Origin of the sequence: Elongatibacter sediminis (genome assembly GCF_037892215.1) — a bacterium.
GTDB classification, from domain to species: domain Bacteria; phylum Pseudomonadota; class Gammaproteobacteria; order Xanthomonadales; family SZUA-36; genus Elongatibacter; species Elongatibacter sediminis.
Genome location: NZ_JAZHOG010000005.1, coordinates 210,340 through 228,990, shown reverse-complemented (window position 1 = coordinate 228,990; position 18,651 = coordinate 210,340). Strand labels below are relative to the sequence as shown.

General features: G+C 63.8%; 16 protein-coding genes. 6 read left to right on the top strand and 10 right to left on the bottom strand.

Annotated elements, in window-relative coordinates:
* Nucleotides 1-8 precede the first annotated feature (8 nt).
* Nucleotides 9-359, bottom strand: a complete 351-nt coding sequence (locus tag V3330_RS09465) for an ArsR/SmtB family transcription factor (RefSeq protein WP_354695168.1) — start codon at nt 357-359, stop codon at nt 9-11.
* Between the two features lie 156 nt (nt 360-515).
* On the opposite strand from V3330_RS09465, the gene V3330_RS09460 reads away from it, so the two are divergent.
* Entirely contained in the window at nt 516-2,135 is a 1,620-nt protein-coding gene (locus tag V3330_RS09460) for an FMN-binding glutamate synthase family protein (protein WP_354695167.1), read from the top strand.
* Between the two features lie 28 nt (nt 2,136-2,163).
* On the opposite strand, the gene V3330_RS09455 is transcribed toward V3330_RS09460, so the two are convergent.
* The 8 genes from V3330_RS09455 to V3330_RS09420 all read right to left on the bottom strand — a co-directional run bounded on the left by V3330_RS09455 (nt 2,164) and on the right by V3330_RS09420 (nt 11,848).
* Entirely contained in the window at nt 2,164-3,423 is a 1,260-nt protein-coding gene (locus tag V3330_RS09455; protein ID WP_354695166.1) for a mechanosensitive ion channel family protein, read from the bottom strand.
* A gap of 61 nt (nt 3,424-3,484) precedes the next feature.
* Entirely contained in the window at nt 3,485-5,230 is a 1,746-nt protein-coding gene (locus V3330_RS09450; protein WP_354695165.1) for an acyl-CoA dehydrogenase family protein, read from the bottom strand.
* A 17-nt stretch (nt 5,231-5,247) separates the two neighbouring features.
* Nucleotides 5,248-6,153, bottom strand: a complete 906-nt coding sequence (gene rimK / locus V3330_RS09445) for a 30S ribosomal protein S6--L-glutamate ligase (RefSeq protein ID WP_354695164.1) — start codon at nt 6,151-6,153, stop codon at nt 5,248-5,250.
* A 21-nt stretch (nt 6,154-6,174) separates the two neighbouring features.
* Complete coding sequence (locus V3330_RS09440) at nt 6,175-7,218, bottom strand: succinylglutamate desuccinylase/aspartoacylase family protein (RefSeq protein WP_354695163.1); 1,044 nt, start codon at nt 7,216-7,218, stop codon at nt 6,175-6,177.
* A complete protein-coding gene (locus V3330_RS09435; RefSeq protein ID WP_354695162.1) occupies nt 7,215-7,712 on the bottom strand; it encodes an ATP-dependent zinc protease family protein in 498 nt (165 codons plus the stop codon). Before V3330_RS09435 ends, V3330_RS09440 begins: the two co-directional genes overlap by 4 nt.
* Nucleotides 7,703-8,695 carry a zinc transporter ZntB gene (locus V3330_RS09430; RefSeq protein ID WP_354695161.1) on the bottom strand — a complete coding sequence of 331 codons (993 nt, stop codon included), beginning with the start codon at nt 8,693-8,695 and terminating at the stop codon, nt 7,703-7,705. Before V3330_RS09430 ends, V3330_RS09435 begins: the two co-directional genes overlap by 10 nt.
* A complete protein-coding gene (locus tag V3330_RS09425) occupies nt 8,688-9,611 on the bottom strand; it encodes a mechanosensitive ion channel family protein (RefSeq protein WP_354695160.1) in 924 nt (307 codons plus the stop codon). Before V3330_RS09425 ends, V3330_RS09430 begins: the two co-directional genes overlap by 8 nt.
* 107 nt (nt 9,612-9,718) lie before the next feature.
* Nucleotides 9,719-11,848 (bottom strand): alpha/beta fold hydrolase, encoded by a 2,130-nt coding sequence (locus V3330_RS09420; protein ID WP_354695159.1) that lies wholly within the window; start codon nt 11,846-11,848, stop codon nt 9,719-9,721.
* 202 nt (nt 11,849-12,050) lie between these two features.
* On the opposite strand from V3330_RS09420, the gene glmU reads away from it, so the two are divergent.
* From glmU to V3330_RS09395, 5 genes are all read left to right on the top strand, one after another.
* Nucleotides 12,051-13,421, top strand: a complete 1,371-nt coding sequence (glmU, locus tag V3330_RS09415; RefSeq protein ID WP_354695158.1) for a bifunctional UDP-N-acetylglucosamine diphosphorylase/glucosamine-1-phosphate N-acetyltransferase GlmU — start codon at nt 12,051-12,053, stop codon at nt 13,419-13,421.
* A 1-nt stretch (nt 13,422) separates the two neighbouring features.
* Nucleotides 13,423-15,258 (top strand): glutamine--fructose-6-phosphate transaminase (isomerizing), encoded by a 1,836-nt coding sequence (glmS, locus tag V3330_RS09410; protein WP_354695157.1) that lies wholly within the window; start codon nt 13,423-13,425, stop codon nt 15,256-15,258.
* A gap of 39 nt (nt 15,259-15,297) precedes the next feature.
* Complete coding sequence (locus V3330_RS09405; RefSeq protein WP_354695156.1) at nt 15,298-16,524, top strand: metal-dependent hydrolase family protein; 1,227 nt, start codon at nt 15,298-15,300, stop codon at nt 16,522-16,524.
* A gap of 297 nt (nt 16,525-16,821) precedes the next feature.
* The gene (locus tag V3330_RS09400; RefSeq protein WP_354695155.1) at nt 16,822-17,226 is read left to right on the top strand and encodes an ExbD/TolR family protein; all 405 of its coding nucleotides are present in this window, start codon (nt 16,822-16,824) and stop codon (nt 17,224-17,226) included.
* Nucleotides 17,227-17,280: 54 nt separating this feature from the next.
* Nucleotides 17,281-18,249, top strand: a complete 969-nt coding sequence (locus V3330_RS09395) for a D-2-hydroxyacid dehydrogenase (protein WP_354695154.1) — start codon at nt 17,281-17,283, stop codon at nt 18,247-18,249.
* On the opposite strand, the gene V3330_RS09390 is transcribed toward V3330_RS09395, so the two are convergent.
* Entirely contained in the window at nt 18,236-18,523 is a 288-nt protein-coding gene (locus V3330_RS09390; RefSeq protein ID WP_354695153.1) for a YcgL domain-containing protein, read from the bottom strand. The genes V3330_RS09395 and V3330_RS09390 overlap by 14 nt on opposite strands.
* Nucleotides 18,524-18,651: the final 128 nt, after the last annotated feature.

Sequence of the window (18,651 nt, the reverse complement as noted above, 5' to 3'; positions counted from 1 at the left end):
AAAGCTTCTCAGCAGCCGTCCGCCAGCTCGATCACCGAGCAGCCGGACTGGCGGTCTTCGCGGATCTGGGCGAAGGGTGCGGAGCAGCAGTCGCGGACCAGGAACCCGATCAGGTTGCGCATCGTGTCGAAGCGTGCGGCGTAGATCACCGACCGGCCTTCTTTGCGTGAGGAAACGATGCCGGCATTGGACAGATGGCCAAGGTGAAACGACAGCGTATTGTGCGGTACGTCCAGCGCATCGCTGAGCGCGCCGGCGGGCATGCCGTCCGGGCCAGCCTGCACCAGCAGCCGAAAAGCCCGCAGCCGCGTCTCCTGCGACAATGCGTCAAAAACGATCAGGGATTCTTTAATGTCCATATGTCCAGAATAATCGACATATTTTAATATGTCAATAACTATGGACACAATTCCAAAGATTGTCCCTCCCCGGATTCCGGTGTCTTTGCGGCGCTCCGGCCAGCCGCCGATAATGCCCTGTAGGGCCGCCGTCGCGGTGAGGAGGTAAGGAGCGCCATGACCGAGCAAACACCCGTCATACGAAAATCGTCGAGCATCAGCATGAAGCACGTGCTTATTGCCGGCGCCGTTCTGACGAATATTCTCGTGCTTGTCGCCGCCCTCTGGTGGCGTCCGGTGCTCTGGGCCTACCTGTTTCTGGGACCGACCTCGGTGCTGATGATTCGTGACCTGACCCAGGGCCGCCACACCATTTTGCGCAACTATCCCGTGGTCGGTCACCTGCGCTACATGATCGAGGATCTGCGCCACCAGTTTCGCCAGTACCTGATTGAATCCGACAGCGACGGTGCGCCGTTCAGCCATGCCCAGCGCGGGCTGGTCTACCAGCGGGCCAAGGAGGAAAGCGACGTACTGCCTTTCGGCACGCTGCAGGATGTTTACGCCGAAGGGTACGAATGGCTCGAACATTCCGCGGCGCCGAGTTCGCGGCTGGAAGAAGAGCCGCGCGTGCTCATTGGCAACGACCAGTGCAGCCAGCCTTATTCGGCTTCACGCTTCAATATTTCGGCCATGAGTTTCGGCTCGCTGAGCTCGAACGCCATCCTGGCCCTGAACAAGGGCGCCCGCATGGGCGGTTTCTACCACGATACAGGTGAAGGCGGAATCAGCCGGTATCACCGCGAGCACGGTGGTGATCTGGTGTGGGAAATCGGCACCGGCTACTTTGGTTGCCGGCGCGAGGACGGTCGGTTCGACCCCGACCGATTCAGCGAGCGCGCGCGGTCGGACCAGGTGAAGATGACCGAACTCAAGCTTTCGCAGGGAGCGAAACCCGGTGGCGGCGGTGTGCTGCCGGGAGGCAAGGTCAACGCCGAGATCGCGGCCGCCCGCGGCGTGCCGGAGGGCAAGACGGTCGTGTCACCGGCCGCACACCTCGGCTTGTCCACCCCGATTGACCTGATGGAGTTTCTGCAGCGGATGCGGGAGCTGTCCGGGGGCAAACCGGTGGGTGTGAAGTTCTGTGTCGGCAAGGAAACCCAGTTGATGGCGATGGTCAAGGCCATGCTGGAGACGGGAATCGTGCCCGACTTCATCACCGTCGACGGCGGTGAGGGTGGCACCGGCGCGGCCCAGCCCGAATTGTCCGATTCGGTGGGAACACCGTTGACCGATGGTCTGTTTCTGGTCCGAAACGCGCTGTCCGGAGCGGGGCTGCGCGACCGGGTCCGAATCATCGCGGCCGGCAAGATCGTTCATGGATTCGACATGGCCGCCCGTATCGCCATTGGGGCCGATGTGTGCAACTCCGCCCGCGGCATGCTGTTCGCGCTGGGTTGCATTCAGGCGCGCCGCTGCCACACCAATCGTTGCCCGACGGGCATTACCACCAACGAGCCGTGGCGGGTCAGCGGGCTGGACGTCGAGGACAAGGCGCAGCGGGTGGCCAATTACCATGCTCATACGATTTCCCACTTTCTCACCGTACTGTCGGCCTGTGGACTCTCGGGACCGGATGACCTGTGTCCCGAACTGCTCAATCGCCGCATCTCCCATCACGAGGTGCGCAGCTACGCTCAGCTCTATCCGCAGGCCCGGCCCGGCTCCCTGCTGGAAGGCTCGGCGCCGCAACCGCACCAGAATTTCTGGGATCGGGCGGAGGCGAGCAGCTTCTAGGCAGAATTTGGGCCGGGTGGGTCCGGGCTCAGGGCTGGCGGTCTGCGGTCAGCAGGCGCAGATCACTGCCGGTGGGAAGCTCGTGCGCCCGCAGGCCGAATTCCGGTAACACGGCGAACACGTGGTCGAAGATGTCGGCCTGGATGCCCTCGTACTCGGCCCAGTCGGTGGTGTTGGTGAACGCGTAAATCTCCAGCGGCAGGCCGTTCGCGCCCGGTTGCAACTGCCGCACCATCAGGGTCATTTCCTGGTGAATGCGGGGGTGCGCCTTCAGGTAGGCGGTCAGGTAGGCGCGAAAGGTCCCCAGGTTGGTGAGCCGGCGCCCGTTCACCAGGCAGGAAAGATCCCCTTTCCCCTGCTGGTTGTAACGTTCGATCTCGTCAATCTTGGCGGTCAGATAGGGTGCCAGCAGCTCCGCTCGATTCAGGCGGTGCAGGTCTTCTTCATCGAGAAAGCGGATGCTGCCGGTTTCCACGAGCAGATTGCGTTTGATGCGGCGGCCACCCGCTTCGGACATCCCGCGCCAGTTCTTGAACGAGTCCGAAATCAGCGCGTAGGTGGGAATGGTGGTGATGGTCTTGTCCCAGTTGCGCACCTTGACCGTGGTCAGTCCGATCTCGATCACGTCTCCGTCCGCGCCGTACTTGGGCATCTCCAGCCAGTCGCCCACCGATAGCATTTCGTTGGCCGAGAGCTGCAAGCCGGCCACCAGACCCAGGATGGGGTCCTTGAACACCAGCATCAGCACGGCGGACACCGCACCCAGCCCGCTCAACAGGATGACCGGGGACTTGCCCAGCAACGCGGCCACGATGAGCAGCCCCGCCAGAACTACCGCGACGAGTTTGATGCTTTGCGTGATGCCGCGCAGAGGAAACGTGCGGGTGGCCGGGTTGAGGCGCAGTATGGCGAGCGCGGAATTGAGGACCGAGAAGATCGACAGGGTGCAGAAAATAATGATCCAGGTCTGCGCGGCGACATCGATAACACCCATCAGGGTCGAGTCGTCCGCCAGCCAGAATTCGGCCTGCAGTTTGACGATAACGGCCTGCGCGGTCAGCACCAGGCGGCCGAACAGCTTGTTCTGGTGCAGAACCTGACGCCAGTGGCTGCGCGATCCCGAGTGGGTTCGAACAGGTTTGGCCACCCAGCGCAACGCCACCCGGTGAGTGACGAGGTAGATGAGCAGTGCGACCAGTCCGATCCACAGCAGTACCAGGGTGGCGTAGGCCAGACCGGCGAACTGGGGCAGTTGTGCGTTCAGCCACTCCAGCAAAAATTCCTTCAACTGCGTTCTTACGTCCTGCAAAACCCGCTCCTTTCAGTATTCGCTTGCGTTCCCGCTTCCACTAGATCGTATCCCAGCGAAATCGTTCCGTGGAAAAGGCATCGTCGGCCAGTGCCTTGAGCCGCTCGTCGTCGTTGTCGTCGATGCAGCGAAAGTTCTGTTTGATGCGGATGCGGGCGTCGTGGGCGAACACGTGAAGCAGGTCGATTTCCCGTGCGGCCTTTTCCACGCCGTTGGCGTCGATCGAAGCCTGTACGCGGGACAGCGTGGCCGCCAGCACGAACAGGTCGATCATGATTTCCGCCAGGCGCTTGCTGGCGAGTTGCTTGCCGACGATGTGCCGGCCGTGCTTGCGCAACAGGCGGTCGGTGGCCTGAGCCAGGAAACGGGTTTCGGTTTCGAACACGTCGGCCGGGCTGCGGATGGAATCATCGATACCGGTCAGCCGCACGCCGCCGCCGAGTCCGGTGCGCAGCTTGGCGTGCTTGCGGGCGTAGTCGGACAGCACGCCGAATCCCTTGATGGGACCGTTCAGCACGTCCTTCATGGTATCGGCGAGCTCCTGGAGCTGGCTGCCCACGTCGTTCATCGCCGTCAACGCGGTGAACAGGCGCAGAATCTCGTTGGTGCCCTCGAATATCCGGTTGATCCGGCAGTCGCGCATGATGCGCTCGTAGGGGTATTCGCGCATGAACCCGTTGCCCCCGGCGATCTGCAGAGCCTGATCGGCGGTGCGCCACAGGCACTCGGTGGCGTAAATCTTGGAGATTGCCGCCTCGACCGCATACTCCTGGTAACCGGCATCGACCAGGCCGGCGACCAGGGTGACGACGGCTTCGGAGGTGTAACAGTCCACCACCATGCGGCCGACTTTTTCCTTGATCAGCCCGTAACTGGCGATGGGCTGATCGAAAGTTTTGCGCTCGTTGGCCTGTGCCGTCGCCAGTCCGATCAGGCGCTTCATGGCTCCCACCGAACCGCCGCCCAGGCCGGTCCGGCCACTGTTGAGGATCTGCATGGCCACCTTGAAGCCCTTGCCGGGCTGGCCAAGCACATTGGCGGCGGGCACCCGGACGTTGTCGAAATGCACCGTGGTGGTCGGGTTGGCGCGCAGGCCCATTTTATCCTCGTGCGGACCGATGCTCACACCGTCCATGTCGGAGGTGACCAGGAACGCCGTCATTTTGCCTTTGCCGCCGTCCTCGGGCTCGGTCCGTGCGAACACGGTGAAGAAACTGGCGATGCCGCCGTTGGTGATCCACAGCTTGTTGCCGTTGAGAATCCAGTCGTCCCCATCTCGCTCCGCCCGGGTCTTGATCGCGGCGGCGTCCGAACCGGCGCCCGGTTCGGTCAGGCAATAGGCGGCGATGAGTTCGCCGCTGGCCAGGCGCGGATAGTAGCGCTGGCGCTGGTCTTCGGTGCCGTGCAGGAGCAGACCGCGCATGCCGATGGAACTGTGCGCGCCAATCGTGACGGCGACGGAGGCATCGTAGCGGGCCACTTCCTGCAGGGTGCGGGAGTAGGCCATGTTGCCCAGGCCGAAGCCGCCGTGTTCTTCCGGCACGACCAGGCCGAAGAGGCCGAACTGGCGCAGTTCCTCGATGAAGTCATCGGGTATGTCACCGGCCACATCCCAGGCTCGGAAATCCTCGGCGCGCGGTCCCAGCAGGTCCTCCAGCGCACCTGACACCTCGCGCAGCGTTTGTTGCTGCTCCGCGGGCAGGGTGGGGAACGGGAAGAGAATGTCGTGTTCGATTCGCCCCATGCACAGGGAGCGCATGAAGCTGGTGGTTTGCTTGTCAGCCATGTCGGCCTCCGTGGGTCTCAGCCCTTGCCGCGAGTCCGGGTTCTGCCGCGTCGGGCGTTCTTCTCGATGAATTCGATGAGCAGACCGGCCACGTCCTTGCCGGTCGCGTTTTCGATGCCTTCCAGCCCGGGCGATGAATTCACTTCCATCACCACCGGGCCGTGGTTGGAACGCAGCAGGTCCACGCCGGCGATGTTCAGGCCCATGATGCGGGCCGCGCGCACCGCGGTGGAGCGCTCCTCCGGTGTGATGCGAACCAGTTGCGCGTTGCCGCCCCGGTGCAGATTGGAGCGAAATTCGCCTTCCTTGCCCTGCCGTTTCATCGCCGCCACGACCTTCTCGCCAATGACCAGGCACCGAATGTCGCTGCCACCGGCTTCCTTGATGAATTCCTGGACCAGGAAGTTGGCGTTCAGGCCACGAAATGCCTCGATCACGCTTTCCGCCGCCTGGCGCGTTTCGGCCAGCACCACGCCGACTCCCTGGGTGCCTTCGAGCAGCTTGATCACCACCGGCGCATTGCCGACCAGCGACAGCAGGTCGTCGGTGTCGTCGGGTGAGGCGCCAAACGCGGTGACCGGCATGCCGATGCCCTTGCGCGAAAGCAGCTGCAGCGCGCGCAGCTTGTCGCGTGACCGGCTGATGGCCACCGATTCGTTGACGCAGTAAACGCCCATCATTTCGAACTGGCGCACCACGGCGGTGCCGTAGAACGTGACCGATGCGCCGATGCGCGGAATGACCGCGTCCACATCTTCCAGGCTGTGGCCCTTGTAGTGAACGGCGGGCCGCATGGTGGCGATGTTCATGTAGCAGCGCCGGTGATTGATGACCTCGACCTCGTGACCGCGCTCTTGGCCGGCTTCGACCAGGCGGCGGGTCGAGTAGAGCCTGGGATTGGTGGACAGCACGACGATTTTCATGGTGTGGGTTCCGGTCGGTGTTCAGGTTTCGGAGGTGAAATTCGGATCGTGCCGGGCGGCGAATTCCTCCACGGTTTCCTCGGCTTCGGTGACTCGTTCGAACGAGGCGACATTGAACAGCGCGTCTCCTTCGTGCGCCAGCGGCAGGTTCGAACGGCCAATGACAATCCCGGACTCGGATGCGAGCACGTACTCCTCGCGGTCGCCCAGCGGATCGCTGACCACCGCCATGCGCTGACCGCGAATGACCCGCTGGCCGAGCTCGATCGGGGCGCGCACGATACCACTGAAGGGGGCGCGAACCCAACGGCTGGCGCTGGCGATGGTCGGCTCGACCCGTTCCCTGCGGCGGCCGCTTCGCGGCAACATGCCCAGTTCGGACATGACGTTGAGAATGCCGCGCAGGCCGGCTCGGATGCAAAATTCATCGAACCGCAGGGCTTCGCCTGCTTCATAGACGAGCACGGGAATGCCGTTTTCCGCCGCATTGCCACGCAGCGACCCGTCGCGCATGGCGGCATCCAGAATCACCGGCGCCCCGAAAGCCCGGGCCAGTTCTCCGGTACCCGGCTGATCCAGGCTGGCGCGGATCTGTGGCAGGTTGGCGCGGTGCATGGTGCCGGTGTGCAGGTCGATGCCGCAATCGGAGCGCAACACCACTTCTTTCATGAAGCGGTGCGCCAGGCGCGCCGCGACCGAGCCCTTCGGGCTGCCCGGGAATGACCGGTTGAGATCACGCCGGTCCGGCAGGTAACGGGAATGATCGAGGAATCCGTGCACGTTGACGACGGGCACCGCGAGCAGGGTTCCCCGCAGGCGGCCGAGCATCTTGCGTTGCAGCAGGCGGCGGATGATCTCCACACCGTTGATTTCGTCTCCATGCACAGCCGCCGACACGAACAGGGTGGGTCCGGGCCGGCTTCCGTTGACCACCTGCACCGGCATGTTCAGCACGGCGTGGGTGTAAAGCGTGGCGACCGGTACGTCGACAATGGCGCGCGTGCCGGGTGCGACCGTGGTGCCGCCGAGGGTGACGGGTTCTCCGTGTGGCCGGGCCGGGCTCATGAGGCCCTGGCTGTTCCGGTGCCGACCGATGACGTTGCACGGTCCGGGGATCCGGGGCTGTCCACCAGGTAGGATCGGCCGGGATTTACCAGCGCGCGCCCACGCAGCGCGGTGCGGCCCAGCAGCATGCGGAATCTCATGGTGTCACGGGCCGTGAGCGTCACTTCGATGTCCCAGGTCTGGCCTCCCAGCGATACCGGGGTGCGGATGACCGGGCGCAGTTCGCGGTGCCCGCCGGAATCCGTGACCTGGCGCCGGTCCAGCAGGGGCGCTTCACAGACGGCTTCCTCGCGCTCATTCTTCTGCAAGGGATGCAGCCAGAAGCGCAGCCACGTCGTGCCGTCGCGCTCAAACTCCTCGACGCGGAAGGCATGCAGCGCGGACGTGCGGGCGCCGGTATCGACCTTGGCCTTGATGCGTGGCACACCCAGCCCGGGCAGGGCGACCCATTCCCGCCAGCCGAGCGTCAACCGGGCTGACTTTTCTACAGCCATTTTTTCAACCGGAACAACCACAGGATACCGACGCCGATGGCCACCATCACCACGGCCAGAATGGTGAAAGACGCGGGGTTCTCGGTGCCGGGAAGACCGGCGACGTTCATGCCCATCAGACCGGTGAGAAACGACAGGGGCAGGAAAACCGCGGCAACCAGGGACAGCAGGTACATCTTGGTATTCTGCTCGGTGGCCAGCACGGACAGGATCTCTTCCTGGGCCACCATGGCCCGTTCACGGGCGAGGTCGAGGTCCTCGACCAGCAGGGTCATCTGATTGGTTGCTTCCATCAGGGCTATCGAATCATGGGGCTCGAACAGTGGCGACTGCATGCGGGAAAGCCGGTCCAGCGCTTCGCGCTGCGGTGCCAGGTAGCGCCGGATCAGTGCCGTCTTGCGCCGTAATTGGCCGAATTCGCCGCGGTAGGTTTTCGCTCTGCTCGCCTCCATCGCCAACTCCGCGCTCTCGATGGACTCGTCGATGGTGTCGACCACTTCGCCAATGCGCTCGCCGAGGTAATCGAGCAGGGTCAGGAGGAAGTCTGCCGGCCCGGTGGGGCCTTTCCCGTCGGCCAGCTCGGCGCGAATGCGGCGGACGGCCTTCAGCCGGCGCCGGCGTGTGCTGATGATGCGGCCGGGTTCCAGCCATAAGCGGATGGACACCATGTCTTCGACGGGCGAGCCCGCATTCATGTTCACTCCGCGCAGGATCGTCAGTACGCCGTTGCCGTGCTGCAGGCTGCGTGGGCGGATGTCCTCTTCCAGCATGGCTTCGACCACGGTGTCGGGGATGCCGCTTTCCGTTCGCAGCCACTGCCGGGCTCGCGTGTGGGTGAAGTCCAGGTGGATCCAACGAACCCGGCCGTCGGGCGTGGCACCGCCGAGCGCATCCCAGGCCAGCGGGCTCGCGCCGCCGAAACCGTCCAGGTCGTATGCGCAGACCAGGCCTTCGATGACCGGTGTGTTCGCCTCTTCATTCATCGGTTCGGCCCTCGGGCGGCTCCTCCAGCCGATAGCCGGCCGGACCGGTGCCGGTGTTCAATTGCACTTCCAGCGGTCGGGTGGTGTCGAGGTGCACGTCACGCTGCGGGAAGGCCACGACAATGCCATTGTCGGCGAACAGCGCTTCGATATTGAAACGGGTTTCGCTGCGGATCACCCGCAGCTCGGTGCCTGTCTGTACTTCGCACCACAGGTAGAGGTCGAACACCAGCGCGTTGTCGCCAAAGTCCTCGAACACCACCACCGGCGGCGGATCGGCAAGCACGTCTTTCTGATCAGCGGCGGCCTGCAGCAACAGCGCCTCGACCTTGCGGGCCGGGGAGCCGTAAGCGACGCCGACGCGCACCGAGGTTCGAATCCGGTTGTCGATCAGGGTCCAGTTGATGACCATGCGCTCTAGCAACTGGCTGTTGGGCACGAGCACGTGCACGTTGTCGATCCGGCGAATGCGGGTGGAGCGATTGCCGATGCGCTCGATGGTGCCGCGCATGTCGTCGATCTCAATGAAATCGCCGACCCGCACCGGCTTTTCCGACATCAGGATCCAGCCGCTGATGAGATTGTTGATCACGTTCTGTGCGCCGAAGCCCACACCGATGGCCACCGCGCCGCTGATGAAGGCCAGCGCGGTGATGGGAATCTGCAGCATGGCCATCGCCGTCAGCAGGACGAGGATCAGAAAGCTCCAGCTGAACAGTCGGTGGATGGTCTGCGCGACGTTGGCTTCGACCTGCTTGCGAGCCAACAGGCGTAGCAGCATGCGGCCGAGAATCCGGCTGACCAGCAGCGCGAGCAGCAGGAACAGGGCGACCAGAGTGGCCTGACCGACGGTGATCTCGCTGCCGCCGCTCAAGGTGACCAGTGACTTGTCCCAGATTTCCCTGAACGCTTCCATTGCCGTTGGTTGCTGCCGTTGGTTGCTGCCGTTGGTTGCTGCTGTTCTGACCGCGCGTGCGGTCTGCCTCTCATGATAGCGGACCGGCTGCCGGGTCGTGCTGGTATCTACCGTGACCCTGACTCTGGGTTCGGCCCTGGGTGCGGCCCTCGCCCTGAACCGGTTTCCTGCGCCGGTTCGTTCGTGGCCGCGTCACCAGCCCCAATCAGGTAGCGCTGCAGAAACAGCATTGCGGCCTGCTGGTACACGTCGCGGTTTTCCTTGCGCTCATAACCGTGGCCCTCGTTGAGGGCTTTGATGTACCACACCGGCCGGCCGCGGGCGCGCAGGGCCGTGACGATCTGCTCCGATTCCGATGGTGGCACCCGCGGGTCGTTCTGGCCTTGTACCACCAGTAGCGGTACGTCGATGCGGTCGGCGTGGTTCAGCGGACTGATCGATTCCAGAAAAGCACGCATTTCGGGATCGCGCTCGTCGCCGTATTCCCGGCGCCGCAGGTCGCGGCGGTAGTCCTGGGTGTGTTCCAGGAATGTCACGAAGTTGCTGATGCCGACCACGTCGACGGCTGCCCGCAGGCGGTCGCCGAAATGCACGGCGGAAGCCAGCGCCATGTAGCCACCGTAGCTGCCCCCGTAAACCGCGACCCGGTTCTCGTCCAGATCGGGTTGGTTGCGGATCCAGTCCAGCAAGGCGCCGATATCCCGCACCGCGTCTTCGCGTTTGCGGCCGTCGTCCAGCGCCAGCCACTCGTTACCGTAGCCGAAGGATCCGCGCACGTTGGGCGCGATGACGGCCGCGCCCAGTTCGCTGATCCAGCTTTGGAACAGGCTGGAGAAGGCCGGCCGGTACTGGCCCTCCGGGCCGCCGTGGATGTGGATGATCACGGGATGCGGCCCTGCGCCATCCGGGCGGTAGACGAAAGCGGGAATCCGGCGGGGCTGGTCTTCCGCCGCGAAATCGAAGGTCGGATAGCGAATCAACTGCGGGCGTGCGAAGCGCTCCGTGTCCAGCCCCCCGACTTCACTGAAGGTCCAGCGGTGCAGGGCGCGGGCGGCCTCCGGGCGGCGGCCGAGCTGCATCACGAACACGTCGCTGGGCGTGTGGGCGGCATTGAGCGTCATCGCCAGTTGGCGGTTGTCGGGATGAAACTTGAGGCCGTAGATCAGGCCCACCGGCATGTTGCCGACCAGTGAATAGCGGCCGGTTCGGGTATTCAACAGGTAGAGCCGGCTCATGCCCTCTTCGTTGGTGGTGAAGGCGCCGCGACGGCCATCCTCGCTGAGGGCGAACTCCATCACGTCCCAGGGGGTAGACGTGCTGATGAACTCGGTTTCCGCGCCGGGCTCGAACGGCTGCCAGGCGAGTTCCGCGGCGAGTCCGCGGGCATTGGAAATCATGTAAAAGCCCTTGCCCTTGCGGTCCACCACCGAGGCCCGGTTGGCCGATGGGAATTCCGGATCGCCGGCCACCCGCCGCTGCTCACCGGATTGCAGGTCGATCAGGTGGATGCGTGAATCCGTTGCGCCGATGAGTTGCTGGGCCAGCAGACCACGGCCGTCCGGGGTGAATCCGGCGGGGCCCCACCAGGTATCGTCCAGCGAGGCCAGCACCGGGATCGCCGAATCGGGTCGCAAGGGATCCATGATCCAGATGTCGTTGCTGCGGCCGTTGCGGCGGGTGGACTGGAAGGCCAGCCGACTGCCGTCGCGGCTCCAGACCAGGCGGGCGTTGCGCGAGGCGCCGTCGGATAACAGCACCGTTTCGGCCGTGTCCGGGTCGAAGCGGTAGATCTGCGAAAATTCGCTGCCGCCCGGATCGGTCGTCAGGGCCAGGCGATCGCCGCCCGGTTGGCGGTGGACCTCGATGATGGGGTCGGGCAGATAGGTCAGTTGCTGCCGCGTGCCGCCGGCGAACCGGACCCGGTGCACCTGGCTGAGATCGGCGAAGCGGGTCAGGACGTACAGTCCCTCACCGTCCCGCGCCCAGTCCAGGAAGGTGGCCGAACGCACGGCCTGGTACTGCCGCAGCCGCTCGACCAGGCGTGGCGGAATCTCGGGCACATCCTGCAGAATGAGCTGGCCGTCGTTCATGCGCCGCTCGGTGTATCCGGTGTCCCGGCCGCTGTGTTCGGCGGCTTCGACAGAGAGGGCCAGGAGGCACAATGTGGTCAACATCAGGGCATGACGCATGGCTTCATGGTCGCCGGAAGCCGAGGTTTGCGCAACGTCTGCGGGCACCGGTTGCCGGTTTGCGCCATCGTTGCGTCCCGTTCCGGCGAATTCGTGTCCCCGACTGGAAGAATTCGGGAGGGTGGGCAGGGCCCGAAACACCCGCGGGCGGGCATTGCCGGCTTCGGGTTCGCGGGGCCGGCGGCATACAGGAATCCGCATTCCGGCTATACTGTCGCAGCCAGAATCCCGGTCCCAAGCTACTGATTTCATGAGCGCCAGTCTTCACATCGTCATCCTCGCCGCGGGCGAGGGCACGAGGATGCAATCCGCACTGCCCAAGGTGCTGCACCCGGTGGGCGGCAAGCCCATGCTGCGCCACTTGCTCGATACAGCGCGGCAACTCGAGCCGGCCGGTATACACGTGGTCATCGGCAGTGGTGCCGAGCGGGTTCGCGAGGCCTGTGCTGATTTCGACGTTCACTGGGTGGTGCAGTCCGAGCGGCGCGGTACCGGCCACGCGGTCGAGCAGGCGATGCCGGAAATACCGGACGGTGCACGCATCCTGGTGTTACTGGGCGACCACCCTCTGATTCCGGCCAAATTGCTGCAGGAACTGATCCGGGAATCGTCCGCGCCGCTGTCGTTACTCACGATGGTCCTCGATCGTCCACGCGGCTACGGCCGAATCGAGCGTGACCGGATCGGGCGTATCGCCGGAATTGTCGAGGACCGGGACGCGACGCCGGCTCAATGGGCCATCAAGGAGGTCAACACCGGCATCATTCTCGCCCGGGCCGAGGCCTTGCGCCGCTGGCTGGATCAACTCGGCTGCGAAAACGCCAAGGGCGAGTACTACCTCACCGACATTTTCGCGATGGCGCACAGCGAGGGGCTGGAAATACACGGCGTGGTCGCGCCGCATCCGGCCGACCTGATGGGCGCGAACGACCAGCGCCAACTGGCCGCGCTGGAACAGCGCCATCGCGAGCGGCAGGCGGACTGGCTGATGAGCCGGGGCGTTTGTGTAGCCGATCCGGCACGCATCGACGTGCGCGGCGAGGTGGAACCCGGCCGTGATGTTCGCATCGACGTCAACGTGGTGCTGGAAGGGCAGGTCACGCTCGGTGACGGCGTGATCATCGGTCCCGGCTGCGTGCTCAGGGACTGCGACCTGGCGGCTGGAACGATGGTTCACGCCTACAGCGTGCTCGAAGGCGTGCGTACCACCGGCGCCTGCGCCATCGGTCCGTACGCCCGCCTGCGGCCGGATACTGAACTGGCTGAAGGGGCGAAGATCGGAAATTTCGTGGAAGTGAAAAATGCCGCTTTTGGCCGCGACAGCAAGGCCAGTCACCTGAGTTACATCGGTGACGCCGAGCTGGGTGAACGGGTGAACATCGGAGCCGGCACCATTACCTGCAATTACGACGGCGCGAACAAACACCGGACGGTGATCGGCGACGATGTATTCATCGGTTCGGATACCCAACTGGTGGCGCCCGTGACCGTGGAGAAAGGGGCCACCATCGGGGCCGGCACGACGCTGACCCGTAACGCCCCCGCCGGTGAACTCACCGTCAGCCGGGTTCGCCAGACCACCGTCGAAGGCTGGAAACGGCCGAAGAAGAAGGACCCATAGCATGTGCGGGATAGTCGCGGCGACCGCTCAACGCGATGTGAGCGAGATCCTGATCTCGGGGCTGCATGCGCTCGAATACCGGGGTTACGACTCGGCCGGTATCGCATTGCAGCATGATGGCCGGCTGACACGCGTGCGTACCCAGGGAAAGGTTCGCGACCTGGAAAAACAGGCTGGCCGGCAATCCGTGCCCGGATTTTGCGGCATCGCCCACACCCGCTGGGCGACCCACGGCGTGCCCAACACCGAAAACGCGCATCCGCACCTGTCGCACGATGAAATCGCGCTGGTGCACAATGGCATCATCGAAAACCATCAGGCGCTGCGCGGTGAACTGGCCGCCGCCGGTTATGACTTCAAGTCCGATACCGATACCGAAGTCGTGGTTCACCTGGTGCATCACCTGATGGCCGGCGACCGGTCGCTGTTCGATGCGGTCCGCGAGGCGGTCGGAAAACTCGAAGGGTCATTCGGCATCGCCCTGGTCTGCAGCCGTGAGCCGGGCGTGGTGGTGGGGGCCCGCTGCGGTAATCCCATCGTCCTCGGTATCGGTTTCAACGAGCATTTCCTGGCCTCCGACATTCATGCTTTGCTGGCGGTGACCAATCGATTCGTGCATCTGGACGAAGGAGACGTCGCCGAGATCCGGGTGGATGGTTACCGCATCATAGACCGCGACGGCGAAACGGTGGAACGCTCGGTCCGGGAAGCCGACCTCAGTGCCGATGCCATGCAGCGTGGCCGCTACCGGCACTTCATGCAGAAGGAGATTTTCGAACAACCGGCCGCGGTGGCGGAGACCCTGGAAGGCCGCATCGGCGCCGATCACGTGCTGCCCAACATCTTCGGTGTGGGTTCGGACGAAGTGCTGCGTCGCGTTCGACAGGTACACATCGTGGCTTGCGGCACCAGCTATCACGCCGGCCTGGTCGCCCGCTACCAGCTCGAACAGCTGGCCGGCATTCCGTGCCTGGCGGAGGTGGCCAGTGAATACCGCTACCGTGACCCGGTGGTGCCTGAAGACGCCCTGTTCGTGGTGGTCTCCCAGTCCGGCGAAACCGCCGATACACTGGCGGCTCTGAGGCACGCGCGTGAGTCCGGTTACCTCGCGACGCTGGCCATCTGCAACGTGCCGGAGAGTTCCATCGTGCGCGAGGCCGACCTGGTGTTGATGACCCGGGCTGGCCCCGAGATCGGGGTTGCATCGACCAAGGCATTCACCACCCAACTGGTGGCGCTGCAATTGCTGGTGCTGGAACTGGCCCAGTTGGGCGGGCGTATCGAGCCGGATCAGTTGCGCGAGTGGGTGGCCGATCTCAACCGTCTGCCGGACGTCATGCGCCAGGCGTTGACCCTGGATGAGGCCATCGAGCGGCTCGCCGGGCATTTCGTCGAGAAACATCACGCGCTGTTTCTCGGCCGCGGCAGCCACTACCCGATTGCGATGGAAGGCGCTCTCAAGCTCAAGGAGATTTCCTATATCCACGCCGAGGCCTACCCCGCCGGAGAACTCAAACACGGCCCGCTGGCCCTGGTCGATCACGACATGCCGGTGGTCGCGGTGGCGCCCAACAACAGCTTGCTGCAGAAACTGATCAGCAACATCGAGGAAGTACGTGCGCGCGGCGGCGAGATGTTCGTGATCGCGGATGCCAGGGCCGGCGCCAGTTTGAACGAGCGGCACGGCGAAATCGTCGAACTGGAAACGGGTGGAGCGCTGCTGGCGCCGGTGGTACTGACCGTGCCGCTGCAGCTTCTGGCTTATCACGTGGCGGTGCTGCGCGGCACCGATGTCGATCAGCCCCGCAATCTGGCCAAGTCCGTGACTGTCGAATAGTTCCCCACGCATTTCGCGTTAAATCAAAGGAAGTCCTGAATGCTGAAGCTGACAAACGCCCGAATTTTCGATGGCGTCAATGAAGAATTGATCGAAAACGGTCAGGTACTGATCGAAAACGATCGAATCCGGGAAGTCTCTGACCGGCCGATCGCCGCGGATAATGCGGATGTTCTGGATTGCGGGGGGCGCTTCCTGATGCCGGGACTGATCGACCTGCACTTCCATGCCTATTCGGCCACGTTTGATTTTCAGTGGCTCGATCGCATGCCCAAACCCTTGCTGGTGTCCTATGCAATCAAGCATCTTTCCGATTGCCTGCAGCGGGGATTCACCACGGTGCGCGATCCGGGTGGTGGTGACATCGGGCTTCACATGGCGATTGAAGAGGGGTTGCTCGATGGCCCCCGCTTTTTCTATGGCGGCAAGGCCTTGTCGCAGACAGGCGGGCACGGGGATATGAGGCTGCCTGGTCACGCCGATCCCTGTAACTGCGCTTATTCCGGTGTGATCTGCCGGGTTGTGGATGGTGCGGACGAAGTTCGCAAAGTGGCGCGCGAGGAGTTGCGGCGTGGGGCGGACCACATCAAGGTTTTCATTTCAGGGGGTGTGGCTTCCCCGAGCGATCCGATGTGGATGCCGCAATTTACCGAGGCCGAGTTGGCTGCCGCCGTGGAAGAAGCCCGCAGCCGGCGCAAGTATGTGATCGCGCACTGCCACACGGACGACGGCGCACGTCGCTGCCTGGATGTCGGCATTCGCTCCATCGACCATGCCACGGAAATCAGTGAAGAGACAGCGCAGCGAATCGCCCAAAGTACGGAGACGTTCACGGTGCCGACCCTCGCGGTCCTTCATCTGGGCGCCGAGCATGGCGCGGAGGCTGGCATGCAGCCACAAAGCCTTGCCAAGCTGAATGGGGTCAGGGAACAGATGCTCACGTCAATCGAAACCTGTCGGCGCGCAGGAGTGAAGATAGGTCTGGGTACGGATGTTTTCGGTACCCAGCATCATGATTTCCAGGCCAGCGAGTTTCGTTATCGCGCCGAAGTCGACCAACCCATCGACATTCTTCGTTCGGCGACTTCGATCAATGCGGAAATCATGCAAAGGAAGGGTGAGCTGGGCGTGGTGGCGCCGGGTGCCCTTGCGGATCTCATCGTGCTGGATGGAGATCCGCTGAAGGACGTGTCGGTGTTCGAGCGTTACCGCACGGAAATGCCCGTGATCATCAAGGGTGGACAGTTTCGCCGTCGGCGGCTGTAGCCTTGCCGGGTCGTTGGAATTCGTATGAAATGCGCATTCAATAGGGAGGAAGAAAATGGAATACATCAATCTGGTATTCGGAATTCTCGGGGTCGTGGCCTTTGTGCGGATCGAGAAACTGACTCGTACCCTGAAGGAAAAACAAGTGCTCGAGGCGGACTACCAGGAAGAATAATTCGGTCCGGGCGGTTGGCGTTTCGTCACTTTCACAGTGGCGAAACCCCGGTTGTTTCAGTAAGCTGAACTCCCCGTTCGGCCCTCGGGGCTGGGTTTGGGCGGCGGACACGAGGTCTACGAATGAGACGAAAACACCACATCGAAGACGAGGCCGAGATCAACATCACACCGATGCTCGACATCGTGTTCATCATGCTGATCTTTTTCATCGTCACCACGTCCTTCGTCAAGGAGAAGGGTCTGGAGGTTTCGCGGCCGTCCAATACGCCGCCCAAGGAAGTGAAGGAGAAAAAAGGCCCCATCGTCCTCAAGATCGACTCCAGTAGCCTGATCAGCCTGAAAGGGCGCATGCTGGAACGGCGTGCCGTGCAGGCCAATCTCGAGCGTGAAAAAGCCGAGAAGCCGGACTCGCCGCTGATCATCGCGGCGCATCCCGAGGCCGACACCGACGCCCTGGTGACCATCCTGGACGCGGCCAAGGCGGTGGATATCCAGTCGGTCAGCGTGGCCACCAGCAACAAGTAGCCGTTCGCTCTCCCTGTCATGAGTGCCGCACCCACGCCCGCGGAGGTCTGAGCCATGTCCGCCGGACCCGCAAACCGTGGCGTGTTCCTCGATCTGGGTACCGTGGACAACGGCGACCTCGACCGCTCCTGTCTCGAGCGGGTGGTCGGCGAATGGCGGTGGCACGAGCACACCGGGCAGGATCAGATCATCGAGCGCATTCGGGGTGCCGACGTGGTGGTCTCCAACAAATGCGTTTTCAGCCGGGAGATACTGGCCCAGGCATCCGACCTGCGTCTGCTCTCGCTGGTCGCGACCGGCACCGATAACATCGATCTCGAGGCCGCGCACGACCGGGGCGTCACGGTGTGCAACATTCGTGATTACTGTTCGGAGTCGGTCGCGCAACACACCATCACCCTGATGCTGAGCCTGCTGACCGGCCTGCCGTGGTACTGGCGCCAGGTGCGGGCGGGCGAATGGAGCCGGGCGATGCAGTTCTGTCTCAACGATCGGCCCATTCGCGAGGCGCGAGGGCTGGTTTTTGGTGTGGTTGGTTACGGGAGCCTGGGCCGGGCCGCCGCGGATCGGGCGCGCGGCCTGGGCATGGAAGTCATCGTGGCGGAGCGCCGCGGGGTGGCGCCACGTCCGGGCCGGCTGTCGTTCGACGAAGTCATCCGGCGATCCGACGTGCTGTCGCTGCATTGTCCGCTGAATTCGGAAACCCGCGGCTTGATTGACCGGAACGTGCTGGATCGAATGAAGTCCGACGCGGTTCTGATCAATACCGCGCGGGGTGGCATCGTGGTCGAGGAAGACCTGGCGAATGCGCTGCGGGCAGGGGATATCGCGGGCGCCGGCGTGGACACGCTGAGCCGGGAGCCGCCGCCGGCCGATCATCCGTTGCTGGCGGAGGACATTCCCAATCTGCTGGTCACGCCCCACAATGCCTGGGCCAGCCGCACCGCGCGCCAGGCCGGCCTGGAACAGGTCGCCCGGGTCATCGCCGGTTTTCTGGCCGGTGAACCCATCAATCGGGTTTGAAGGGGCGGCCTTCGAGAGCGGCCTGGATTTCTTCCTCCAGTGGGTGACGCGGCGGCAGTTGCAGGTAATGACCCGCATCGGCCAGGGCGCGGCGCACCGCATCGATGTCCACCCGTGCCAGGTGGGTCGTCTTGGCGAGGTCCAGTTCCATGACGGGTTCGGCCGGGCCGAACCGGTCGCGCAGGTCGTCCGGCAGGTCTTCGAAGTCGTGACTCCTGGCGAGGTAGAGATAGGTGTAGTCGCGCAGGGTGGAGCGGTATACCGTGCAATGCATGGCGCGTGTCATCGGTGGTGACGGGGAACCGGATTATATCGGCCGGATCGGTCCTGCGGCGAACGCGTGAACGCAAACTGGACTATGCTAAAGCGTGAGGGTGGCCGGTCCGGATGCGGGCGGCTGCG